This window comes from Streptomyces sp. NRRL F-2580, assembly GCF_000720115.1.
Classification (GTDB): domain Bacteria; phylum Actinomycetota; class Actinomycetes; order Streptomycetales; family Streptomycetaceae; genus Streptomyces.
The window spans coordinates 227,431-251,243 of record NZ_JOIR01000011.1 but is presented as its reverse complement, the minus strand read 5'-3'; the positions used below and the strand labels follow the sequence as shown (position 1 = coordinate 251,243).

General features: G+C 73.2%; 19 protein-coding genes. 14 read left to right on the top strand and 5 right to left on the bottom strand.

All coding sequences use genetic code 11. The features are described 5' to 3' along the window. Positions 1-54 precede the first annotated feature (54 nt). The 3 genes from IF88_RS0114550 to IF88_RS0114540 all read left to right on the top strand — a co-directional run bounded on the left by IF88_RS0114550 (position 55) and on the right by IF88_RS0114540 (position 4,392). Entirely contained in the window at positions 55-1,788 is a 1,734-nt protein-coding gene (locus tag IF88_RS0114550) for an ABC transporter ATP-binding protein (protein ID WP_030711048.1), read from the top strand. Then, positions 1,785-3,761 carry an ABC transporter ATP-binding protein gene (locus IF88_RS0114545; protein WP_030711046.1) on the top strand — a complete coding sequence of 659 codons (1,977 nt, stop codon included), beginning with the start codon at positions 1,785-1,787 and terminating at the stop codon, positions 3,759-3,761. Before IF88_RS0114550 ends, IF88_RS0114545 begins: the two co-directional genes overlap by 4 nt. Positions 3,762-3,876: 115 nt before the next feature. Next, positions 3,877-4,392, top strand: coding sequence for a GNAT family N-acetyltransferase (locus tag IF88_RS0114540; protein WP_030711043.1), 516 nt, complete (start codon positions 3,877-3,879; stop codon positions 4,390-4,392). Positions 4,393-4,445: 53 nt separating this feature from the next. Here the strand turns inward: IF88_RS0114540 and IF88_RS0114535 are convergent, their stop codons facing one another. Next, positions 4,446-5,501 (bottom strand): RNA polymerase sigma factor, encoded by a 1,056-nt coding sequence (locus IF88_RS0114535; RefSeq protein ID WP_030711041.1) that lies wholly within the window; start codon positions 5,499-5,501, stop codon positions 4,446-4,448. A gap of 173 nt (positions 5,502-5,674) precedes the next feature. Between IF88_RS0114535 and IF88_RS0114530 the strand changes: the two genes are divergently transcribed. Further along, positions 5,675-6,298: a hypothetical protein gene (locus tag IF88_RS0114530; protein WP_107050544.1), complete on the top strand. Its 624-nt coding sequence runs from the start codon at positions 5,675-5,677 to the stop codon at positions 6,296-6,298. Next, positions 6,295-7,275: a nucleotidyl transferase AbiEii/AbiGii toxin family protein gene (locus tag IF88_RS0114525; RefSeq protein WP_030711037.1), complete on the top strand. Its 981-nt coding sequence runs from the start codon at positions 6,295-6,297 to the stop codon at positions 7,273-7,275. Before IF88_RS0114530 ends, IF88_RS0114525 begins: the two co-directional genes overlap by 4 nt. Here the strand turns inward: IF88_RS0114525 and IF88_RS0114520 are convergent, their stop codons facing one another. Together IF88_RS0114520 and IF88_RS0114510 are read right to left on the bottom strand one after the other, a co-directional pair. Beyond that, positions 7,276-9,351: a molybdopterin oxidoreductase family protein gene (locus IF88_RS0114520; RefSeq protein WP_030711035.1), complete on the bottom strand. Its 2,076-nt coding sequence runs from the start codon at positions 9,349-9,351 to the stop codon at positions 7,276-7,278. A gap of 306 nt (positions 9,352-9,657) precedes the next feature. Next, entirely contained in the window at positions 9,658-10,365 is a 708-nt protein-coding gene (locus IF88_RS0114510; protein ID WP_051836862.1) for an ElyC/SanA/YdcF family protein, read from the bottom strand. 153 nt (positions 10,366-10,518) lie between these two features. Between IF88_RS0114510 and IF88_RS0114505 the strand changes: the two genes are divergently transcribed. From IF88_RS0114505 to dnaG, 4 genes are all read left to right on the top strand, one after another. Further along, the gene (locus tag IF88_RS0114505; protein WP_030711031.1) at positions 10,519-11,436 is read left to right on the top strand and encodes a CbiX/SirB N-terminal domain-containing protein; all 918 of its coding nucleotides are present in this window, start codon (positions 10,519-10,521) and stop codon (positions 11,434-11,436) included. A gap of 37 nt (positions 11,437-11,473) precedes the next feature. Next, positions 11,474-12,799 carry a deoxyguanosinetriphosphate triphosphohydrolase gene (locus IF88_RS0114500; protein ID WP_030711029.1) on the top strand — a complete coding sequence of 442 codons (1,326 nt, stop codon included), beginning with the start codon at positions 11,474-11,476 and terminating at the stop codon, positions 12,797-12,799. A gap of 93 nt (positions 12,800-12,892) precedes the next feature. After that, entirely contained in the window at positions 12,893-14,167 is a 1,275-nt protein-coding gene (locus IF88_RS0114495) for an NAD(P)/FAD-dependent oxidoreductase (protein WP_030711027.1), read from the top strand. Positions 14,168-14,201: 34 nt separating this feature from the next. Beyond that, on the top strand, positions 14,202-16,100 hold the full coding sequence (dnaG, locus tag IF88_RS0114490; protein WP_030711025.1) for a DNA primase: 1,899 nt from the start codon (positions 14,202-14,204) through the stop codon (positions 16,098-16,100). 7 nt (positions 16,101-16,107) lie between these two features. Here dnaG and IF88_RS47790 read toward each other — a convergent pair whose 3' ends face one another. Beyond that, positions 16,108-16,572, bottom strand: coding sequence for a gamma-glutamylcyclotransferase family protein (locus IF88_RS47790; protein ID WP_030711023.1), 465 nt, complete (start codon positions 16,570-16,572; stop codon positions 16,108-16,110). Between the two features lie 467 nt (positions 16,573-17,039). Here IF88_RS47790 and IF88_RS0114480 point away from each other — a divergent pair, with 467 nt between their 5' ends. Further along, positions 17,040-17,582 carry a hypothetical protein gene (locus IF88_RS0114480; protein ID WP_234323523.1) on the top strand — a complete coding sequence of 181 codons (543 nt, stop codon included), beginning with the start codon at positions 17,040-17,042 and terminating at the stop codon, positions 17,580-17,582. A 130-nt stretch (positions 17,583-17,712) separates the two neighbouring features. Next, positions 17,713-18,429, top strand: coding sequence for a class F sortase (locus IF88_RS0114475; protein WP_078892885.1), 717 nt, complete (start codon positions 17,713-17,715; stop codon positions 18,427-18,429). Positions 18,430-18,450: 21 nt separating this feature from the next. On the opposite strand, the gene IF88_RS0114470 is transcribed toward IF88_RS0114475, so the two are convergent. After that, positions 18,451-19,227, bottom strand: a complete 777-nt coding sequence (locus tag IF88_RS0114470; RefSeq protein WP_030711017.1) for a sulfite exporter TauE/SafE family protein — start codon at positions 19,225-19,227, stop codon at positions 18,451-18,453. Positions 19,228-19,555: 328 nt separating this feature from the next. Here IF88_RS0114470 and IF88_RS0114465 point away from each other — a divergent pair, with 328 nt between their 5' ends. From IF88_RS0114465 to nirD, 3 genes are read left to right on the top strand one after another with little or no spacing between them, the layout of a single operon-like run. Then, entirely contained in the window at positions 19,556-20,947 is a 1,392-nt protein-coding gene (locus IF88_RS0114465) for an NAD(P)/FAD-dependent oxidoreductase (protein WP_030711015.1), read from the top strand. Position 20,948: 1 nt separating this feature from the next. Continuing rightward, positions 20,949-23,474, top strand: coding sequence for a nitrite reductase large subunit NirB (nirB, locus tag IF88_RS0114460; RefSeq protein WP_030711014.1), 2,526 nt, complete (start codon positions 20,949-20,951; stop codon positions 23,472-23,474). Then, the gene (gene nirD / locus IF88_RS0114455) at positions 23,471-23,803 is read left to right on the top strand and encodes a nitrite reductase small subunit NirD (protein ID WP_030711012.1); all 333 of its coding nucleotides are present in this window, start codon (positions 23,471-23,473) and stop codon (positions 23,801-23,803) included. The genes nirB and nirD overlap by 4 nt, the downstream gene beginning before the upstream one ends. The last annotated feature ends 10 nt before the right edge of the window (positions 23,804-23,813 follow it).

The window sequence follows — 23,813 nt, the reverse complement described above, 5'->3', positions numbered from 1 at the left end:
CGGTTGGCCCAAGATGGGGTGAACCCCCTCGATCATGCCGACCGGAGCCTGCGCGTGCTCATACGACTTCTGCGGACCCATCTGGGTCTGTACCGGAAACCCATCGCGGTGCTGGTCCTGCTGCAGCTGCTGCAGACCAGCGCCAGCCTCTACCTGCCCACCCTCAACGCCGACATCATCGACACGGGTGTAGTCAACGGCGACACCGGCTACATCCTTCGCTTCGGCGCCCTGATGCTCGGCGTCTCGCTCGTCCAGCTCGTCTGCAACGTCGGAGCCGTCTACTACGGCGCCCGGACGGCGGCGGCCTTCGGGCGGGACGTCCGCGCGGCCGTCTTCGACCGCGTGCAGAGCTTCTCCGCACGGGAGCTCGGCCAGTTCGGCGCCCCGTCCCTGATCACCCGTACGACGAACGACGTCCAGCAGGTCCAGATGCTGGTGCTGATGACCTTCACCCTGATGGTCTCGGCCCCGATCATGTGCGTCGGTGGCATCGCCATGGCGCTCTCGCTGGACGTGCCGCTGTCGGGCGTGCTGCTCGCCGTGGTCCCGGTGCTCGGGATCGCGGTCGGCGCCATCGTCTACAAGACGCGGCCGCTGTTCCGCCAGATGCAGGACCGCCTGGACACCGTGAACCGGGTGCTGCGCGAGCAGATCACCGGCAACCGGGTGATCCGTGCCTTCGTCCGCGACGACTACGAGAAGGACCGTTTCCGCGAGGCCAACGCCGACCTGACCGGCGTCTCGCTGGCCTCCGGCAAGCTCCTGGCGTTCATGTTCCCCACGGTCATCGTGGTCGTGAACATCTCCAGCGTCGCCGTCATCTGGTTCGGCGCGATGCGCGTCGACAGCGGCGGCATGGAGATCGGCCAGCTGACGGCCTTCCTCGCCTACCTGATGCAGATCGTCATGTCCGTGATGATGGCCACCTTCATGTTCATGATGGTGCCGCGCGCCGAGGTGTGCGCCGAGCGCATCCAGGAGGTCCTGGACACCGAGTCGAGCGTGGTCCCGCCCACCGACCCGGTGCGCAAGCTGCTGCGCAGGGGCGTACTGGAGCTGCGCGGCGCGGACTTCGGCTACCCGGGTGCCGAGTCCCCGGTGCTGCGCGGGGTGAGCCTGGTGGCCCGCCCCGGCGAGACCACGGCGGTGATCGGCTCCACCGGAAGCGGCAAGTCCACGCTGCTGGGCCTGGTCCCGCGGCTGTTCGACGCGACCGGCGGTGACGTGCTGGTCGACGGGGAGGACGTACGCCGGCTCGACCCGGAGCTGTTGGCCAGGACGGTCGGCATGGTTCCGCAGAAGCCCTACCTCTTTTCCGGGACGATCGCCTCCAACCTGCGCTACGGGCGCCCGGACGCGAGTGACGAAGAGCTGTGGCAGGCGCTGGAAGTGGCGCAGGCCAGGGAGTTCGTGTCCGCGCTGGAGGGTGGCCTGGAGGCCCCCGTCACCCAGGGCGGAACCAATGTCTCCGGCGGCCAGCGCCAGCGTCTGGCCATCGCCCGCACCCTCGTGCAGCGCCCGGAGATCTACCTGTTCGACGACTCCTTCTCGGCCCTGGACTACGCGACGGACGCGGCGCTGCGCGCGGCGCTCGCCCGCGAGACCGGGGACGCGACCGTGGTCATCGTCGCCCAGCGGGTCTCCACGATCCGTGACGCCGACCGGATCATCGTCCTGGACGAGGGCCAGGTCGTGGGCGAGGGGCGCCACCACGAGCTGATGGCCGGCAACGAGACCTATCGGGAGATCGTGCTCTCCCAGCTGACGGAGGCGGAGGCCGCATGAGCGGGCCCGGAGGACGAATGATGATGGGGCCGGCCGCTCGGTCCATGGACTTCAAGGGCTCGGGCAAGCGGCTGCTCGGCCAGCTCGCGCACGACCGCGCCAAGATCTGGGGCATGGTCGCGGCCGTCGTCGGCAGCGTCGGCTGCGCGGTGGTCGGCCCGAAGATCCTCGGTGGCGCCACCGACCTGGTCTTCGCCGGGATCGTGGGCCGGGAGATGCCGGCCGGGATCACGAAGCAACAGGCCCTGGACGGGCTGCGCGCCAAGGGCCAGGACGGCATGGCGGACATGCTGTCCGGCACCGACTTCACCCCGGGGCAGGGCATCGACTTCGGCGCGGTGGGGGTCGTGGCGATCTGGGCGCTGGTGGTCTTCACCCTGGCCGGCCTGCTGATGCTGGTCGCGACCCGGCTGTCGAACCACGTCATGAACGGCACCGTCTACCGGATGCGCGAGGAGCTCCAGGCGAAGCTGTCGCGGCTGCCGCTGTCGTACTTCGACCAGCAGAAGCGCGGCGAGGTGCTGAGCCGGGCCACCAACGACATCGACAACATCGGCCAGACGATCCAGCAGACGATGGGTCAGCTGCTGAACTCGCTGCTGACGATCGTCGGCGTGCTCGCCATGATGTTCTGGATCTCGCCGCTGCTGGCACTGGTCGCGCTGCTGACCGTGCCGCTGTCGGTCTTCGTCGCGGCGAAGATCGGCAAGAAGTCGCAGCCGCAGTTCGTGGCGCAGTGGAAGACGACGGGAACGCTCAACGCCCACATCGAGGAGATGTACTCGGGGCACAACCTGGTGAAGGTCTTCGGCCGGCAGAAGGAGTCCGCGGCCGTCTTCGCCGAGCAGAACGAGGCGCTCTACCGGGCCTCCTTCAAGGCGCAGCTGGTCAGCGGCATCATGCAGCCGGTGATGTTCTTCATCTCCAACATCAACTACGTGCTGATAGCCGTCGTCGGCGGGCTGCGGGTCGCCTCCGGCACCCTGTCGATCGGTGACGTGCAGGCCTTCATCCAGTACTCGCGGCAGTTCTCGATGCCGCTGACGCAGGTCGCCTCGATGGCGAACCTCGTGCAGTCCGGCGTCGCCTCGGCGGAGCGGGTCTACGAGCTGCTGGACGCGTCGGAGCAGGAGGCGGACGCCGAGGTTCCGGAGCGTCCGGAGGAGCTGCGCGGCCAGGTCACCTTCGACAAGGTGGCCTTCCGCTACGAGCCGGACAAGCCGCTGATCGACAACCTCTCGCTGTCGGTCGAGCCGGGCCAGACGGTCGCGATCGTCGGCCCGACGGGCGCCGGCAAGACGACGCTCGTGAACCTGCTGATGAGGTTCTACGAGGTCACGGGCGGGGAGATCGCCCTCGACGGGGTGGACATCGCGAAGATGACGCGCGAGGAACTGCGCACGGGCATCGGCATGGTGCTCCAGGACACCTGGCTGTTCGGCGGCACCATCGCGGAGAACATCGCCTACGGTGCCGGAGTGGGAGGGGGTGCGCGCAGCGCACTCGGTCAGGGTGGTGGTGGGCGACGGGTGGGCGAGGTCACGCGCGCCGAGATCGAGGAGGCGGCGCGGGCCGCGCACGCGGACCGTTTCATCCGCACCCTGCCGGACGGCTACGACACCGTCCTGGACGACGAGGGCGCGGGCGTCAGCGCGGGCGAGAAGCAGCTGATCACCATCGCCCGGGCGTTCCTGTCGGACCCGGTGATCCTGGTGCTCGACGAGGCGACGAGCTCGGTGGACACCCGTACCGAGGTGCTGATCCAGAAGGCGATGGCGCGGCTCGCGCACGGCCGTACGTCCTTCGTGATCGCGCACCGGCTCTCCACGATCCGCGACGCGGACGTGATCCTGGTGATGGAGAGCGGCTCGATCGTGGAGCAGGGCACGCACGAGGAGCTGCTGGCCTCGGACGGCGCGTACGCGCGGCTGTACGCGGCGCAGTTCGCGCAGGCGGTCGTCGAGGTCGAATAGTCGACCAGGCCGTCTCTCTGGTGCGGCGCAGGGCGGAGGGGCGCTCGGGTACGGGACGTACCCGGGTGCCCCGGCACCCCGGGGCCCACGGCGCGACAGCCCTTAGCATGACGGCATGGCATTGGACGTGGTGATACGCCCGGCCCGGGCGGAGGACGAACACGAGATCCTGGAGCTGCACCGCTCGGCGTGGTCGCGCGTGAGCGAACCCGGCCCCAAGCGGCCGCCCGACGCGGCCGTCTTCGACGAGCGCCACGCCGTGGAGAGCTTCCTCGTCGCGGAACACGGGCGCAGGGTCGTCGGATACATCGCCCAGGCACCGGCCAGTCCCCTCGCGTCCAATCGGCACGTCCGTCACATCCAAGGACTGGCCGTACTCGAATCCGCCCGTGGCGGCGGAGTCGGGCAGGCCCTCGTCGAGGCCGCCTGCGCCGCCGCCCGGGCCGGTGGTGCCCGCCGCATGACCCTGCGCGTGCTCGGGCACAACGGGCCGGCGCAGCGGCTCTATCGGCGATGCGGCTTCGCGGTGGTCGGCGTCCTGCCCGAGGAGTTCCTGCTGGACGGGTCCTATGTCGACGACGTCTGGATGAGCCGGAGCCTGTCCGACCGCGACGGGCCCGCGCCCGCGTAGCCGGGGAACGAGGTGGGGGCGCCTGGCGGGGCGCCCCCCTTTCCCGTCGGCCGTCAGTCCAGGTAGCCCCTGAGCTGATCGGCGAAGGCGTGGTCGCGGAGCTTGTTGAGGGTCTTTGACTCGATCTGGCGGATCCGCTCGCGGGTCACGCCGAAGATCCGGCCGATCTCCTCCAGGGTGCGCGGCCGCCCGTCGGCGAGCCCGTAGCGCAGCTGCACGACCTTGCGCTCGCGTTCGCCGAGGGTCGACAGGACCGCTTCCAGGTGCTCGCGCAGCAGGAAGAACGCGGCCGACTCCACGGGGGAGGCGGCGTCCCCGTCCTCGATGAGGTCACCGAGGGCGACGTCGTCCTCCTCGCCGACCGGCGCGTGCAGCGAGACCGGTTCCTGGGCGAGGCGGAGCACTTCCATGACCCGCTCGGGGGTCAACTCCAGGTGGACGGCGACCTCTTCGGCGGTGGGCTCGTACCCGCGCTCCTGGAGCATGCGGCGCTGGACGCGCACGACGCGGTTGATCAGCTCGACGACGTGGACGGGCACGCGGATGGTCCGGGCCTGGTCGGCGAGGGCCCGGGACATCGCCTGCCGGATCCACCAGGTGGCGTAGGTCGAGAACTTGTACCCGCGGGCGTAGTCGAACTTCTCGACGGCCCGGATGAGCCCGAGGTTCCCCTCCTGCACGAGGTCGAGCATGGTGAGCCCGCGGCCGACGTAGCGCTTCGCGACGGAGACGACGAGCCGCAGGTTCGACTCGATGAGCCGGCGCTTGGCCATCCGCCCCATGACGACGAGCTTGTCGAGGTCCAGGGCGAGCCGGGAGTCGAGATCGGGGGTGTTGCCGAGCTTCTCCTCGGCGAACAGCCCGGCCTCGACGCGTCGCGCGAGGTCCACCTCCTCGACGGCGGTCAGTAGGGGGATCCTGCCTATCTCGCGAAGGTACTGCCGGAACAGATCGGCGGAGGGACCCGCTCCGCCCCCGCCGCCGTCGCTGCTGCCGCGCCTGCGCGGGGCGGGCACCGGATCGATCAGCTCCGGTACCTCGGGCTCTTCGTCCACGGCCTTGGCCTCCGAGGACTCGCTCACGTTCACGGTCAGGGTCCGGGTCTGCACGGGGGCGACCTCCAGGGCTCCGAGGACGGGGGCACCGCCTTCAGTGTGGGGTACGACACATCGCGGCCACGAGGGGCGTGCGAGCACTTTCTGAGTCCGGTGCGTGACCGGATGGTTACCCCCCGGCGGGAACCCCGATGCGGATCGGACGCATGTCCGAGATGATCGGCTCCATGTCTGAGTACGAGACCCACGTGACGGTGCGCTGCGCGGACGCGGCGGCACTGGACCGCCTCGACGCGTGGGCCCGGGCGCGGGATCTGAAGGTCACGCACATCGTGCTGGCCCGGGGCCGGATGGTGTCCCAGCCGATGCTGACGCTGCGGGACCGCACGAGCCACGAGAGCCTGGTCCCGCAGCTGTGGGCGGCCGGCTTCGACCCGGTGCGCGTCAAGGTGGAGACGGTCCCGTGGACCACGGACCCGCCGGGCCCGGGCGGCGGCTACTTCGAGCACCACCTCAAGCTGCGGCTCCCCGCGGACTTCGACCGCGCGGCCCTGGAGTCCCTGGTGACCCCGCACGGCGCCCACCTGTCGTGGAACGCGCGCCGGGCCCTGCCGGGCGGCGGCCACGAGCGGTTCGTGACCCAGCGCCGGCGGGGGACGGCGGCCGGGGCGACGGCGGCGTGCGACGCGCTGGTCGCGGCGCTCGGCTCGGCCGGGTACGAGATCCGCTCGGAGGAGCGGGAGTTCGTGCTGTACGACAGCGACCTGTCGGTGGACGACGGGTGGATCACCGAGGAGGGGGCGGCCGCCGAGCGGCTGCCGGCGGCGGTGTTCGAGGGGGCCGGACGATGAGTTCGTGGCGGGAGTTCGGCCTCGGGAGCACGCACCTGCCGAGCGAGCCGCTGGACGAGGAGACGCGGTCGGCCCGGTTCCTGCCCCGGACGCTGCGTCCGGTCGTCGGCGACGACGTACGGCAGCCGTCCGTCTTCGATCCGTCGCTGCGGCACCACTTCCAGGCCTACCGGGCCGGTGACCCGGTCTTCGACGACCCGGCGAAGACGGTCGCCTGGGCGCGGGCGCGGCGGGCCGCGATGGACGCCGTACTGCTGGCGGTCTCGCGGTCCCCGTGGGCTCGGTCCCTGGTGCTGCGCGGGAGCGTGCTGCTGGCGGACCGGTTCGGGCGGGCGGCGCGGGAGCCGGGCGACCTGGACTTCGTGGTGGTCCCGCCCACCTGGGTGATGGACGACGGGCGGACCGCCCGGATGCTGGACGGCATCGCGGCGGCGGCCGACGGGCGGGCCGGGATCAAGGCCTCGGGGGCGGTGTCCGAGGACATCTGGACCTACGACCGGGTGCCGGGGCGGCGGATGGTCCTGCCCTGGTCGGTGCCGGGCCTGCCGGACGGACAGGTCCAGCTGGACTTCGTCTTCAACGAGAGGCTCGCGGAGCCGCCGGAGCCGGTCGAACTCGCCTGCGGGGCGGTGGTCCTGGCGGCGACGCCGGCCCTGTCGCTGGCCTGGAAGGTGCTGTGGCTGGTCAGCGACCGGCACCCGCAGGGCAAGGACCTCTATGACGCGGTGCTGCTGGCCGAGCACTGCCACCTGCCGAACGCCCTGGTGCAGGAGGTGTTCCGGGAGGCCGGGGAGTGGCCCTACCCGAACGCCGAGCTGGGTCTGGCGCACATCGCCGACCTGGCCCCGAGCGGATACGTCGGCGCCGAGTGGGAGCACTTCGAGGCCGAGTACCCGCACCTGGCCGGGCCCGGCGAGGAGGCGTTCATCGCGCGCCTGGTCGAGGCCCTGCGCCCGACCTTCCCCGACGCCCCCTGATCAGGCAGGCTCGACGCGGACCGCGCAGACCTTGAACTCCGGCATCCGGGAGACCGGGTCGAGGGCCGGGTTGGTCAGGGTGTTGGCGCGGCCCTCGCCGGGCCAGTGGAAGGGCATGAAGACGGTGTCCGCGCGGATGGTGTCGGTGATCCGGGCCGGGGCCACCGCGCGGCCGCGGCGGGAGGTCACGGCGAGGGGGCTGCCGTCGACCGCGCCGATGCGGGCGGCGAGGCGCGGGTGGAGTTCGACGAAGGGGCCGGGGGCCGCCGCGTTGAGCTCCTCCACCCGCCGGGTCTGGGCGCCGGACTGGTACTGGGCGACCACGCGCCCGGTGGTGAGCAGCACCGGGTAGTCGGCGTCGGGGACCTCGTCGGCGTCGCGGTGGGAGACGGGCACGAAACGGGCCCGGCCGTCGTCGGTGGCGAAGCGGTCCAGGAAGAGGCGCTCGGTGCCCGCGGAGCCCTCGGGGCAGGGCCAGAACACGCCCTGTTCGGCCTCGATGCGGGCGTAGGTGATGCCCGAGTAGTCCGCAGGGCCGCCGGCGGAGGCGCGGCGCAGTTCCTCGAAGACCTCCTCCGGCGCGGTCGGGAAGCCCTTCTCGATGCCCATGCGGGCGGCGAGTCCGTGGAGGACGTCCAGGTCGGAGCGGACGCCCGGGGGCGGGGTCAGGGCGCGGCGGCGGAGCAGGACGCGGCCTTCGAGGTTGGTGGTGGTGCCGGTCTCCTCGGCCCACTGGGTGACCGGGAGGACCACGTCGGCGAGGGCCGCCGTCTCGGAGAGGACGACGTCGGCGACCGCGAGGAAGTCCAGGGAGCGGATGCGGTCCTCGATGTGGGCGGCGCGGGGGGCCGAGACCACCGGGTTGGAGCCCATCAGGAGCAGGGCCCGGACGTCCGTGCCGAGGGCGTCGAGGAGTTCGTAGGCGCTGCGGCCGGGGCCGGGGAGGTCGTCGGGGTCGACGCCCCAGACCTCCGCCACGTGCGCGCGGGCGGCGGGGTCGGTCAGCTTGCGGTAGCCGGGGAGCTGGTCGGCCTTCTGGCCGTGCTCGCGGCCGCCCTGGCCGTTGCCCTGGCCGGTGAGGCAGCCGTAGCCGGAGAGCGGGCGGCCGGCCCGGCCGGTGGCGAGGCACAGGTTGATCCAGGCGCCGACGGTGTCGGTGCCCTTGGACTGCTGCTCGGGGCCGCGTGCGGTGAGGACCATGGCGGATTCGGGGGCGCAGAACAGGGCGACGGCCTCGCGGAGCTTGGGCACGGGGACGCCGGTGATGCGTTCCACCAGCTCGGGCCAGTGGGCCATGGCGGCCGCCCGGGCCTCCTCCCAGCCGGTGGTGCGGGCGGCGATGAACTCCTCGTCCGTGCGCCCCTGCGCGACGATCAGGTGCAGCAGGCCGAGGGCGAGCGCGAGGTCGGTGCCCGGGCGGGGCGCGAGGTGCAGGTCGGCCTGTTCGGCGGTGCGGGTGCGGCGCGGGTCGATGACGATCAGGGTGCCGCCGTTGGCCTTGAGCTCGGTGAGGTAGCGCAGGGCGGGCGGCATGGTCTCGGCCAGGTTCGAGCCGACGAGGATCACGCAGCCGGTGCGCGGGATGTCCTCCAGCGGGAAGGGCAGCCCGCGGTCCAGCCCGAAGGCCCGCTGGTGCGCGGCGGCGGCCGAGGACATGCAGAACCGGCCGTTGTAGTCGATCTGCGAGGTGCGCAAGGCGACGCGGGCGAACTTGCCGAGCGCGTAGGCCTTCTCGTTGGTGAGCCCGCCGCCGCCGAAGACCCCGACCGCGTCCGGACCGTACGCGCGGCCCGTGCGGGTGAGGCCCTCGGCGACGGCGTCGAGGGCCTCCTCCCAGGTGGCCGGCTCCAGCCGCCCGGCGTGGGTGCGGACGAGCGGGCCGGTCAGGCGCACCCGGGAGGAGAGCACGGCGGGGGCGGTGCGGCCCTTGCCGCACAGCGCGCCCCGGTTCACGGGGAAGTCGGCCCGCTCCTCCACCGTCACACCCGCGCCGCCGTCCGCGGGGCGCAGGTTCATGCCGCACTGCAGCGCGCAGTACGGGCAGTGCGTGGCGGTGACCGGCTCCGAGGTGTGCATGCGACCAGGCTGCGCCGCCGGTGTTACGCGGACCGCAGCACCGCGTTACGGGCCGGGATGCTCTGCCTCAGCGCGGCCCGGCGGCGCCGGTGAGGAAGCCGCGGCCGACGGGGGTGCCGGCCCGGCGAGGGCTATCGGCCCGTCAGGTACATCACCGCCGCGGAGCCCGGGCCGCGGGCCCCGCCGGTGATGACGACGACCTTGTCGCTGAGATCCACGACAGCCACGGTTCCACACCCCTGATGCTCGGACGGACGGACCGGGCCGACTCTCATATATGACTATTCGAAATAGCCGGTGCGCGCGTCAGTCTGCCAGAGCGGCCAGGGCCCGCGACACCCCCTGCTCCTTCGGTCCGAGGAACCGCGGGGCCGGCTTGAAGGCCGCGTCCAGCGCCGCCTTGCCGGCCGCGAAGACCTCGCGGGTCTCGCCGTAGTACCAGGTGGCGTCGTGCACGTCGGCGACCCCGACGCCGTACGCGTCCAGGCCCGCCGCCTGGCAGAGGGCGACGGCCCGGCGGATGTGGAAGCCCTGGGTGACCAGCACGGCCCGCTCGACCCCGAAGATCTTCTTGGCCCGCACGCAGGAGTCCCAGGTGTCGAAGCCGGCGTAGTCGCTGACGATCTGCGTGTCCGGCACCCCCTTCCCCGTGAGGTAGGTGCGCATCGCGTTCGGCTCGTCGTACTCGGTGCGGCTGTTGTCCCCGGTGACCAGCACGACCTTGACCTTGCCGGTGCGGTACAGCTCGGCGGCGGCGTCGAGCCGGTCGGCCAGGTAGGGGGTGGGCCGGCTCCCCAGCAGGCCCGCCCCGAACACCACGGCCACCTCGGAGGCCGGCGCGTCGGCCGTGGTCCGCAGCCGGTCGGCGGCCGCCGCGTGCATCCACGCCGAGGGCAGCAGCGCCAGCACGCAGCCCGCCATGACGGTCTGCACCGCCAGCCTCCGGGCCCGTACGGTGCGCAGCGCGGCCGCCGTCCGGCTCCACGTGACTCTCGGCAGGCGCGGTCCGCGCATCATCCATCCCCTGGTGTCTCGACTGCTGGTCCCCTGGTCAGGACGTCGCCGGGGGCCGCTTGGTTCGCCGGCCCGCCCCACCGGGGGCGGGCGCGGCCCCCGGCAGGGGCGGCAGGAGCGGGCGCGGGCCCCGACATCCGGGCGGACGGCCCTGTGAGCACCCGGCAAAGACCCGTCACCCCCGCGCAACGCACCGGCAACGTCCGGCGCGCAGGATCGGTTCATGACGGAGCCGGTGCACCCTCCCGAATTTCCCGCCCTCCCCTTCGACAGTGCGGCCGAACTCCTCGGCCGCGTCACCCTCCAGCTGGGCACCCAGCTCAGCGGCCTGCGCCGACCCGGAGTCCGCCCATGCAGCCCACCCTCGTCGCCGTGGCCCACGGCAGTCGCGACCCGCGCGCCCCGCACACCGCCCTCGCCCTCCTCGAACGGGTCCGCGAGCTCCGTCCCCGGCTCGACGTCCGCCTCGGCCACATCGAGCTGAACGAGCCGCTGCTCGGCTCCGTCCTCGGGGAGCTGCGCGGTGCGGCGGTGCTCGTCCCGCTGCTGCTCGGCCGCGGGTACCACGTCAAGCGCGACCTCCCTGCGGCCGCCGCCGGGGCCGCGCACCTGAGGGTCCGCATCGCCGCCCCGCTGGGCCCGCACCCGCTGCTCGTCGAGGCCCTGTACGAGCGGCTCGTGGAGGCCGGCTGGAGCGCCGGCACCGCGGTCGTGCTCGCCGCCGCCGGTTCCCGCGACCCCGACTCGGCGGCCGACACCCGCCGCACCGCGGCCCTGCTCGCCGAGCGCCTCGGCGGTGTCCCGGTGGTCCCGGCCTACGCCTCGGCCGCCGCGCCGAGCGCCCCCGAGGCGGTCCGCGCACTGGCCGCCCACGGCCACCACCGGATCGCCGTGGCCTCGTACTTCGCCGCTCCCGGCCGGTTCGCCGCGCAGAGCGCCGCGGCGGCGCCCGCGCTCGCCGCCGCCCCGCTGGGCGACCACCCGGCCCTGGCCCGCCTGTTGCTGCACCGCTACGACGAGGCCCTCGCCCGCCCCGCCCGACCCGTGCGGCCGGAACTCGTCTCCGCCTGATCCCGGTTTGTCAGTCATTCCGGTTACCGTCTCTTCCATGGAAGGCACCGCGCACGCCCCCGCAGACGACCACGACGACCTCTACGACGCAGCCGACACCGAGCGCTGGGCCGCCGAACCCGACAAACGGCCCGGACGGACCGCCTTCCAGCGCGACCGCGCCCGTGTGCTGCACTCCGCCGCGCTGCGCCGCCTCGCCGGGAAGACCCAGGTCGTCACGCCGGGCACCCGCTCGTACGACTGGGACGCGAGTCCCCGTACCCGCCTCACCCACTCCCTGGAGTGCGCCCAGGTCGGGCGGGAGCTCGGCGCCGCGCTCGGCTGCGACCCCGACCTGGTCGAAGCCGCGTGCCTCTCGCACGACATGGGCCACCCGCCCTTCGGCCACAACGGCGAGGAGGCGCTCAACGAGTTCGCCAAGGACTGCGGGGGCTTCGAGGGCAACGCCCAGTCGCTGCGCCTGCTGACCCGGCTGGAGCCCAAGCGGTTCGTGCCCGACCCGGCGAGCGGCGAACTCGTCAGCGTCGGCCTCAACCTCACCCGGGCCTGCCTGGACGCCGCCACCAAGTACCCGTGGGCCCGCGGGAACCACCCCACCGACCCCGGCTCCGTGAAGTTCGGGGCGTACGAGGACGACCTGCCGGTCTTCGCCTGGCTGCGCCGCGGCGCGCCCGCGGACCGCAAGTGCTTCGAGGCGCAGGTGATGGACTGGGCGGACGACGTCGCATACTCCGTCCACGACTTCGAGGACGGCCTGCACGCCGGCCACCTCGATCCCAACCTCCTCTTCGCCGAGCCCGAGCGCACCGCGATCTGGCGGGTCGCCATCGGCCGCTACGTGCCCGCCGACACCGAGCCGGAGGAGCTGCGGGCCGCCCTGGACCGGCTGATGGAGGAGGAGTGGTGGCCGCACGGGTACGACGGCTCGGCCGTCGCCCAGGCCCGGCTGAAGGACGCGACGAGCCAGCTGATCGGCCGCTTCTGCCTGGCAGCCGAGGGCGCCACCCGTGAGGCGTACGGTTTTGGCCGCCTCACCCGGTACGGTGCCGAACTGGTGGTCCCCCGCGAGGCGCGCAACGAGTGCGCCGTGCTCAAGGCGGTCGCCGACCTGTACGTCATGCAGCGCGACGAGCAGGAGCGGATCCGCGCCGACCAGCGCATCGTCCTGGCCGAACTCGCGGAGGCGCTCAGCGCCCGGGCACCCGAGGGGCTGGACCCGCAGTTCCGGGCGATCTTCGACGCCGCGCCGGACGACCGGGCCAGGAAACGGGCGGTCATCGACCAGATCGCGTGTCTCACCGACGCAGCCGCCCGTTCCCTGCACGCACGTCTCACGCGGCGCACCCGACGCGCCGATGGGTGAGCCGATCGCGCCACTCCCCCTTCACGCGGCAGGCTCAGTGCGGGACGCTCGCATGTGGTCGCATGTGGCGGAGAGGTTATGAGGAGGCATCAGGTGGTCGACGCACACCGGACATTCGTCATCGTCGGCGCAGGGCTCGCCGGGGCTAAGGCGGCCGAAACGCTGCGGTCCGAGGGGTTCACGGGGCGGGTGATCCTGATCGGCGACGAGCGCGACCACCCGTACGAGCGGCCCCCGCTCTCCAAGGGCTACCTGATGGGCAAGGAGGACCGCGACAGCGTCTTCGTCCACGAGCCCTCCTGGTACGCGGCCTCCGACATCGAGCTGCACCTCGGCCAGCCGGCCGTCCAGCTCGACCGGGACGCCAAGAAGGTGGTCCTCGGCGACGGCACGGCCCTGCACTACGACAAGCTGCTGCTGGCCACCGGCGCCGAACCGCGCCGCCTGGACATCCCCGGCACGGGTCTCGCCGGGGTGCACCACCTGCGGCGCCTCGCGCACGCCGAGCGCCTGAAGGGGGTCCTCGCCGGACTCGGCCGGGACAACGGCCACCTGCTCATCGCGGGCGCCGGATGGATCGGCCTGGAGGTCGCCGCCGCGGCCCGCGGGTACGGCGCGGAGGTCACCGTCGTCGAGCCGGAGGCCACGCCGCTGCACGCGGTGCTCGGCCCGGAGGTCGGCCGGCTCTTCGCAGACCTGCACACCGATCACGGGGTGCGCTTCCACTTCGGGGCGCGGCTGACCGAGATCGTGGGTCACGACGGCATGGTGCTGGCCGCCCGTACGGACGACGGGGAGGAGCACCCGGCGCACGCGGTGCTCGCCGCGATCGGGGCCGCGCCGCGGACCGCGCTCGCCGAGACCTCCGGCCTGGCCCTGGTCGACCGGGAGCACGGCGGCGGGATCGCCGTGGACGAGTCCCTGCGCACCTCCGACCCGGACGTCTACGCGGCCGGGGACGTGGCCGCCGCCCACCACCCGGTGCTCGGGACCCGGCTGCGGGTCGAGCACTGGGCCAACGCGTTGAACGGCGGTCCGGCCGCAGCTCGGGCGATGCTGGGCCGGCAGGTCAGCTACGACCGGGTGCCGTACTTCTTCTCGGACCAGTACGACGTGGGTCTGGAGTACTCGGGGTACGCGCCGCCCGGCGGCTACGACCAGGTGCTGATCCGCGGCGACGCGGGCAAGCGGGAGTTCATCGCCTTCTGGCTCTCCGAGGGACGCGTGCTGGCCGGAATGAACGTGAACGTGTGGGACGTCACCGACCAGATCCAGGCCCTGATCAGGTCGAAGGCGCCGGTGGACCGGGAGGCCCTCGCGGATCCGTCCGTTCCGCTTGAGTCGCTGGTCACGGCGGAGGGTGCCTGACAGGTTTGCCCGCGCCCGGCCGTAGACTTCACGGGTGGCTGGACGGATCAATGACGACGACGTGAAGGCGGTACGGGACGCGGTCCCGATCGACGCCGTCGTCTCCGAATACCTCCAGCTGCGCAACGCGGGCGGCGGCAACCTCAAGGGCCTGTGCCCCTTTCACGACGAGAAGTCCCCGTCCTTCCAGGTCAGTCCCAGCAAGGGCCTGTACCACTGCTTCGGCTGCCAGGCGGGCGGGGACACCCTCGACTTCGTCATGAAGATCGACCACCTCTCCTTCTCGGAGGCGGTCGAGCGCCTGGCCGGCCTGGCCGGCATTACCCTGCGGTACGAGGAGGGCGGCTACACCTCCGGCACCAGCGGCCGCGGTGACCGCATCCGGCTGGTCGAGGCCCACAAGGCGGCCGCCCAGTTCTACGTCGACCAGCTCGGCAGCCCCGAGGCGGAGATCGGCCGCAAGTTCCTGGCGGAGCGCGGCTTCGACCAAGCCGCGGCCGCCCACTTCAGCGTGGGCTACAGCCCGGCCGGCTGGGACCACCTGACCCGCTTCCTGCGCGGCAAGGGCTTCACCGACAAGGAACTGATCACCTCCGGGCTCGCCCAGGACAGCCGCAGCGGCAAGCCCATCGACCGCTTCCGCGGCCGGCTGATGTGGCCGATCCGCGACATCAGCGGCGAGGTCGTCGGCTTCGGCGCGCGCAAGCTGCGCGAGGACGACAACGGCCCCAAGTACCTGAACACCCCCGAGACGGCGATCTACAAGAAGTCCCAGGTGCTCTACGGCATCGACCTGGCCAAGAAGGAGATCGCGAAGACCTCCCGGGCGGTCGTGGTCGAGGGCTACACCGACGTGATGGCCTGCCACCTCGCCGGCGTCACCACCGCCATCGCCACCTGCGGCACCGCCTTCGGCGGGGACCACATCAAAATCCTGCGCCGGCTGCTCATGGACAACGCGACCGCCGAGGTGATCTTCACCTTCGACGGCGACGCGGCGGGCCAGAAGGCGGCGCTGCGCGCCTTCGAGGACGACCAGAAGTTCGCCGCCGAGACCTCCATCACCATCGCCCCGGGCGGGATGGACCCCTGCGACCTGCGGCTCGCCCAGGGCGACGCGGCCGTCTCGGGGCTGGTGGAGTCCCGCACCCCGCTGTTCGAGTTCGCGCTGCGGCACATCGTCTCGCGGCACAACCTGGAGAACCCGGCGGGCCGCGCCGCCGCGCTGGCCGAGGCCGCTCCGGTCGTCGCGAGCATCAAGGACCTGTCGATCCAGCACGAGTCCGCGGTCCAGCTGGCCGGGATGCTGGGCATCCTCGACGAGCAGTTCGTCGTCAAGCGGGTCGCGCAGCTGGCGCGGTGGGCGCGCGAGCGCGGCAACCAGCCCCAGCAGCAGGGCCGGGGCCGCCCCCAGGCGCCGGCCCCCGCCGCGCCGTCGCCGGTCGGTGGCGGACCCGCCCTGAACCTGCGCAGCCCCGCCCACCGCACCGAGCGGGAGCTGCTCAAGCTGGCGCTCCAGCGGCCCGCGCTGGTCTCCCCCGCCTTCGACGCGTACGGGATCGACGAGTTCACCGCCCCGCCCTACGCCGCGGTCCGCCAGGCCATCCAGGACGCGGGCGGCGCCTCGCAGGCCGCCGACGACTACCTGGCCCGCGTCCGCGACGCCGCCCCGAACGACACCGTCCGCGCGATGGTCACGGAGCTGGCGGTGGAGGCCATCCACGCCAAGACGGTGGACGAGGTCTACGCCGGGGTCCAGCTGGTCCAGGTCCGCCTGCGCGCCGTCGACCGCCGGGTCCTGGAGATCCAGGGCGCCATGACCCGCCTGAGCCCGCAGGCCCCGCCGGAGCAGCACGCGGCGGTCCAGGAGGAGCTGTGGGTGCTCCAGCAGTACGGCCAGCGCCTGCGCAACCGCGGCGCCGAGGGTCTCTGACCGGCCGCTACCTCGTCCCGGCCGGGCCCCGGCGCCCGAACCAGTCGCCGCCCGGTATCTCGGTCCCCGATTCCCGCAGGTCGCGGGCGAGCAGCGGCGCCGCCAGGTAGACCCAGGCCCGGACCGCGCTGCCGTCGGGGCGCAGGGCCCGGCGGGCGATCCGGTCGTAGACGTTGCCCGGGCGGTCCGGGCCCCCGTACTCCTCCAGCACGTCCAGCGCGGCGAGCAACTCCCCGTACCCGCCCGGCGCCGCCGTGATCAGCTCGCCGACGACGGCCGAGCCGGGCCGGTGCACCGCGTACGGATATCCGGGGCCGTCGTAGAGCACCGCGTCCGGGAGGGTGGCGGGCTCCTCCGAGGCCGTGCGGCCGCGCAGGAACAGGGCGTGGTTGACCTCGCCGGGACGCAGCGTCCCGTAGACGAAGAACGGGAGCGGGGCGGTCGGGTCTTGTGGCCGTTCGACCGATGTCACGGGGCCCTCCCTCGGGATACGGCGCAGCGTCCGCCGACCGGGCCGAAAGTCCCGACTTCCCTGCGCCCCACCACCGTACGCACCGCTGTTGCAGAACCTCCCGGTGCCCGTGACCCGCGCCGTCCAGCGTCGGCCTCCTCCCCTCCCCTCACGGTTCTGCGCCCGTGACACTTCGTCCCGCCGGGGGCTCGCCGCCCTCCTGTGCGCCTGCGCGCTCGCCGCCGGCGGCTGCACCGCGCCCGCCGGCCCGTGTCGGCCGAACCCGGCCCGGCCCGAGCAGGGTGGGGAGTCACCCGGACGGCGCGGACCGCGCGGACGGCCCGGATGGCGGCACGAGCCGCCTTGACCTGCGGATACGGCTCGCGCGTGGACCGTGTACGGGCACACCTGACGGAACATCAGCAGGCGCGCGGCGGCCCGGCCGGGTTATCTCGGAAGCACGACCCCGTGTCTTCAGGAGAGCCCCCATGCGCCGACGTACCGCACACGTGCTGACCGCGACCGCGCTGACCGCCGCCGCGTTCACCGGGCCGGTCGCCGGCGCGGTCGCCGCCGTGGACCTGGGCATGGTGGGCTTCGCGCCCGGGGACTTCGCCCGGCTGGAGGTGTGGCCCAAGTCCGCCGCCCCCGCAGCCACCGTGACCGTGAACACCACCGCCTGCGGGTCCGGCAGTCACGCGGAGGGCGATGCCACCACGGTCGGCGGCGGCCGGTTCAAGCTGGTCCCGGGCACCCACAAGGAGGTGGTCGTGGGGCAGTTCCAGGTGGCCCACGGCACCCGGCCCGGCACCTATGGCATCGGCGCGACCTGCGCGAACGGCAAGTTCGCCACCGGCGACCTGGTCGTCACCGAACGCGGCCCGCAGGGCCACGTCAACACCGGGGTGGGCGGTGGCACGACCACCACCACCGACCCCGCCAAGATCGCGGTGGGAGCTGCCGTACTGGCCGCTGCCGCCGTCGGCGGTACCTGGCTCCTGCGTCGCCGGGCGAGCGGCACGCGGAGCTGACGGACGCCCACCGCGGCTCCGGCCGCGGTCCGACCGGTACCGTCCCCCGTCGCCCGCCCCGCGAGGTCCCCCCCGTTCGCGGGGCCGGGCGACGGCCAGTCACCCCGAAACGGAAGCCGAGGGGGTACGCATGGGTGGCGCATTCGGTGGTGTCCGGGGCCCCGACCGGCAGCCCTGGCCCCCGCCCGGCGGCCGCCCCGGACCCACCGCGCGCCCCCCGGCCCGGGGCATCCGCCCGACCGCCCGCCACGGGGGACTCGTCGCGCTCGCCGCCTGCATCGGCATCTGGCTCGTCACCAGCGGTTCCCGGGAGCCGGTCGGACCGCCGCTGCCCTCCCCCGCCGAAGCCCTGACCGCCGCCGGCATCATGGGCCCGGGCATCGCCCCGCTCCCCGGGTCCCCGCCCGGCAGGATCCGGATCCCCTCCATCCGGGTCGACGCGCCCCTGACCGGTCTGGGGCTGGAGCGGGACGGCAGCCTCGAAGTGCCACCGCCGGACCGGCGCGACCTGGCCGGCTGGTACAGCGAGGGCACCACCCCGGGCGCCACGGGCACGGCCGTCATCGCCGGGCACGTGGACGACGCCGCCGGGCCGGGCGTCTTCTACCACCTGGGCGCGCTGCGCCGGGGGGCCGCGATCGAGATCCCGCGCGCGGACGGCCGTACGGCCGTGTTCACGGTCCACGCGGTCGAGGTCTACGACGCCAAGGCCTTCCCCGACACTCGCGTGTACGGCCCTTCGGCGCGGGCCGAGCTGCGGGTGATCACCTGCGGCGGCGGCTTCTCGCCGCGCACCGGCTACCGCGGCAACGTGGTCGTCTTCGCGCACCTCACCGGGACGTACTGATCGCCAGGTCGAAAGAGAGGCTCAGCCCCACTGCTCGAAGCCGAGCTTGACCACCAGCGCGCCCACCACGGTGAGCAGCACGCCGCGGACGAAGCCGCTGCCCTTCTTGAGCGCCATGCGGGCACCGATCATGCCGCCGGCCAGGTTGAAGACCGCCATCAGCGCGGCGAGCTGCCAGAGCACCATGCCCTGGTAGGCGAACATCGCGAGCGCCCCCGCGTTGGTGCAGCAGTTGACGATCTTGGCGGTGGCGGAGGCGGTGACCAGGTCCAGGTGGAGGAGCGCGGTGAGCGCGAGCACCAGGAAGGTGCCGGTGCCGGGCCCGATGAGGCCGTCGTAGAAGCCGATGCCGAGGCCGGCGAGCGCGATGGCGAGGAGCACCCGTCGCCGGCTGACGGGCGCGGTCGAGGGGGCGGTGCCGAAGCCCGGCTTGAAGATCACGACGCCCGCGACGATCACGAGCACGCCCATGATCAGCGGGCGGAGCGCGTCCTTGCTGATGCCGCCGGCGAGCGCGGCGCCGCCCATCGAGCCGGCGAGCGCGGCCAGGCCGATGCGGACGGCGAGCTTCACGTCCACCGGCGCCTTGCGGACGTAGGTGACCGCGGCGCCCGCCGTGCCGACGATGGCCACGGCCTTGTTGGTGCCGAGGACGGTGGCGGGGTGGGCGTTCGGCAGGCCGAGCAGGAGTGCGGGCAGGAGCAGCAGGCCGCCGCCGCCCACCACGGCGTCGATCCAGCCGGCCGCCGCCGCTGCCACGCACAGGACAATGATCATGGTCGTTGATATGTCAGGCACGACATGACCTTATGGAGCTGTCAGCTGCAGGCACCATCAATCCCCGGAAACTTGCGCAAAGGTTGAGCTTTGCCGGGCCGGCGCCCGGTCCGCAGCCACCGGGGCCGCCGGGTCCACCACCGCCGCCCCGCCCAGCATCCCGCGCCTGACCCGCACCACCGCATCTCGCATGCGGAGCACGCCAAGGGTCCCGGCGGCGGTCCCGCCGATCCTTCAGACGGCCCTGAGGAAGGCCTCACCGACCCTCAACCCCGGCGCTGAGGCCGGCGTTCCGTCCGGGTAACAGGGGCGATGCGGAGGGGAAACAGCGGCCGCGCACGCTCATGCCATGACCTCGGACCAGCGTGTGGTGGTGATCGGCGGCGGCCTCGCGGGACTGCGACTGGCCGCGCGCCTGACCGGTGCGGCGGCGGTGACCGTCCTCGGCGAGGAGCCGCACGTCCCCTACAACCGCGTCCTGCTCGCGGAGGTCCTCGCCGGCCGCTACGCACCGGAGGTCACCGCCCTCCCGACGCCCGGCCCGGCGCTGCGCCGGGGGGTCCGCGCGGTGCGGATCGACCGCGCGGACCGGACCGTACAGTGCGACGACGGCACGGTGGCGGAGTACGACACTCTGGTGCTGGCCACGGGCTCCAACGCGGTGCTCCCGCCGCTGCGCGGGCTGTTCGAGCCCGAGGGGCGGGATCTCCCGGACGGGGTCCACGCCTTCCGCACGATGGACGACTGCCTGGCCCTCTCGGCGGCCGTACGCCCCGGGGTGCGGGCGGTGGTGATCGGCGGGGGCCTGCTGGGCGTCTCAGCGGCGCGTGCGCTCGCCGCGCGGGGGGCGGTGGTGGTCCTGGCCCAGCAGGGCGAGCGCCTGATGGAACGCCAGCTGGACACCGAGTCCTCGGCCCTGCTGGCCGCACACCTGACCGACCTCGGCGTGGAGATCCACACGGAATGCCGGGTCCGCGGCCTGACCACATCTGCGGCGCCGCTGCCGGGGGCTCTGCCCCCGGACCCCCGCGCCTCAAACGCCGGCCAGGCTGAAGTCGCCCTGCGGGCAATCCGGCCGCGCCGGCCAGGCGAGGCCGCACAAAATCCAGCCCCTCCGCCGTTTGAGGAGCGGGGTCCGGGGCGGAGCCCCGGCAGCGGCGCCGCACAGGGGCATCGCAAGGTCACCGGGGTCGAGCTCGCCGACGGCTACCGGCTGGAGGCCGACCTCGTCGTGCTCGCCTGCGGCGTCCGCCCCCGCACGGGCCTGGCCCAGGCCGCCGGACTGGAGACCCGCCGGGGCATCGTGGTCGACGACCACCTCCGCACCAGCGACCCCCGCGTCCACGCCATCGGCGACTGCGCCGAGCACGCCGGGCAGGTGTACGGCCTGGCGGGCGCCGCCCTGGAGCAGGCGGACGCCCTCGCCGCGGTCCTCACCGGAACCCCCGCGCGCTACACCGGCACCCGCGCCCTCACCCGCCTCACCCTCGGCGGAGCCGAGACCGGCTCCCTGGACCTCGCCGCCTTCGGCGAGACCACCCCCCGCCCCGGCGACGACGTGGTCCGCCTCGCCGACGCCACCCGCCGGACCTACCGCAAGGTCGTCCTCCGCGACGACCGGCTCGTCGGCGGCGTACTGCTCGGCGAGCTCTCCACCGTGGGCGCCCTCGCCCGCACCTGGGAGGGCGGCGAGTCCCCGGACGACCTGTTCCACCTGCTCACCGACGACGGAGGCCACTGAGATGACCGAGCCCCTGCCCACGATCGTGCTCATCGGGCACGGCATGGTCGGCCAGCGCTACCTCGAAGCGCTCGCCGAGCGCGGGGTCACCGCCACGCACCGGGTCACCGTGCTCTGCGAAGAGCCCCGGCCCGCCTACGACCGCGTGCACCTGACCTCGTATTTCTCCGGCAGCACCGCCGAGGACCTCTCCATGACCCCCGCCGGGTTCATGGAGGAGCACGGCATCGCCCTCCACCTCGACGACCCCGCCGAGCACATCGACCGGGCCGCCCGCACCGTCACCTCCCGCTCCGGGCAGGTGTTCCCGTACGACGTCCTGGTCCTGGCCACCGGCAGCTACCCCTTCGTACCGCCCGTCCCCGGCAAGGACGCCCCCGGCTGCTTCGTCTACCGCACGATCGAGGACCTCCTCGCGATCGAGGAGTACGCCAAGACCCGGACCAGCGGCGCGGTCGTCGGCGGCGGGCTGCTCGGGCTGGAGGCCGCCGGCGCCCTCCAGGGGCTCGGCCTCACCACCCGCATCGTCGAGTTCGCCCCGCGCCTGATGCCCGTCCAGGTCGACGAGGGCGGCGGCGCGGCCCTGTTGCGCACCATCGAGTCCATGGGCCTGACCGTCCACACCGGGGTCGGCACCCAGGAGGTGGTGACCGGCGAGGACGGCCGCGTCAGCGGCATGCGGCTCTCCGACGGCTCGACCGTCGACACCGACCTCGTGGTCTTCTCCGCGGGCGTCCGCCCCCGCGACCAGCTGGCCCGCGACGCCGGGCTGGACATCGGCGAGCGCGGCGGCATCGCGGTCGACGCCCGCTGCCGCACCTCCGATCCGCACGTCTACGCCATCGGCGAGTGCGCCCTCGCCGTGGACGGCCGGGTCTACGGCCTGGTCGCTCCCGGCTACGAGATGGCCGAGACGGCCGCCGAGGACCTGCTGGGCCGGGAGAAGGAGTTCACCGGGGCCGACCTCTCCACCAAGCTCAAGCTGCTCGGCGTGGACGTGGCATCCTTCGGCGACGCCCACGGCACCGCCCCCGGCAGCCTCGACGTCGTCTGGTCGGACTCCCGTTCCGGCGTCTACAAGAAGCTGGTCGTCTCCCCCGACGGGGTCCTCCTCGGCGGTGTCCTGGTCGGTGACGCGGACGCGTACGGCCTGCTGCGCCCGCTCACCGGCAGCGTCCCGCCCGTCGCCCCCGAACAGCTGGTGCTGCCCGCCGGGGTGGGCGCGCCGGTCGCGCTCGGCCCGTCCTCGCTCCCCGACCACGCCGTGATCTGCTCCTGCCACAACGTCACGAAGAAGGCCATCGCCGCCTGCGCCACCCTCGCCGAGGTCAAGAAGTGCACCAAGGCGGGCACCGGCTGCGGCAGTTGCGTCAAGGTGATCGGCCAGCTGCTGCCGGCCGCCGCCGACAAGGGGCTGTGCGGCTGCTTCCCGTACACCCGCTCCGAGCTGTACGAGATCGTCCGCACCCGGCGGCTGACCTCGTACGAGCAGCTCCTCGACGGCCACGGCCGCCCGGAGGCCCGCGGTGGCGACGGCTGCGAGGTCTGCAAGCCCACTGTCGGCTCGATCATCGCCTCGCTCGCCCCGACCCTCGGCGCCAGCGGCTACGTCCTGGACGGGGAGCAGGCCGCCCTCCAGGACACCAACGACCATTTCCTGGCGAACATGCAGCGCAACGGCTCGTACTCGGTCGTCCCGCGCATCCCGGGCGGTGAGATCACCCCCGACAAGCTGATCGTGATCGGCGAGGTGGCCCGCGACTTCGGCCTCTACACGAAGATCACCGGTGGTCAGCGGATCGACCTCTTCGGGGCGAGCGTGGACCAGCTCCCGCGGATCTGGGCCCGGCTCGTCGACGCCGGCTTCGAGTCCGGGCACGCGTACGGGAAGGCCCTGCGGACGGTGAAGTCCTGCGTGGGGCAGACCTGGTGCCGCTACGGGGTCCAGGACAGCGTCAGGATGGCCATCGACCTGGAGCTGCGCTACCGCGGGCTGCGCGCCCCGCACAAGCTCAAGTCGGCGGTGTCCGGATGCGCCCGCGAGTGCGCGGAGGCGCAGAGCAAGGACTTCGGGATCATCGCGACAGCGAGTGGCTGGAACCTGTACGTCGGCGGCAACGGCGGGGCCACCCCGCGCCACGCCGACCTCCTGGCCCAGGACCTCTCGGACGCGGAACTGGTCCGGCTGATCGACCGGTTCCTGATGTTCTACATCCGCACCGCCGACCGGCTGGAGCGGACCTCCACCTGGCTGGAGCGGCTGGAGGGGGGCCTGGCGCACCTGCGGGACGTCATCGTGCACGACTCGCTCGGGCTGTGCGCAGAGCTGGAGTCCCTGATGGCCGACCACGTGGCGCACTACCGGGACGAGTGGGCCGAGACGCTCCAGGACCCGGAGCGGTTGCGCCGGTTCGTGTCCTTCGTGAACGCGCCCGGCGCCCCCGACCCGACCGTGAGGTTCGTCCCCGAGCGCGACCAGGTCAAGCCCGACCTGGCCGTCCTGACCATAGGAGGTGCCGTCCGATGACCGTGGAACTGCAAGTGGCGCAGGGCTGGCTGACGGTGTGCGAACTGTCCTCGCTGGTCCCCGGGCGCGGGGTCGCGGCCCTGCTGCCCGACGGGAGCCAGGCCGCGGTGTTCGTCGACCGCGCGGGGCGCCCGTACGCGATCGGCAACCAGGACCCCTTCACCGGTGCGCACGTGCTCTCGCGCGGGCTGGTGGGGGCCGTGGCGGGCCGGCCCTTCGTGGCCTCGCCGCTGCTGAAGCAGCGCTTCGACCTGGAGTCGGGACGCTGCCTGGACGACGAGGAGGTGGCGGTCCGGACCTACCCGGTGCGGACCGCCGCGACCTCGTGATCATCGGGCG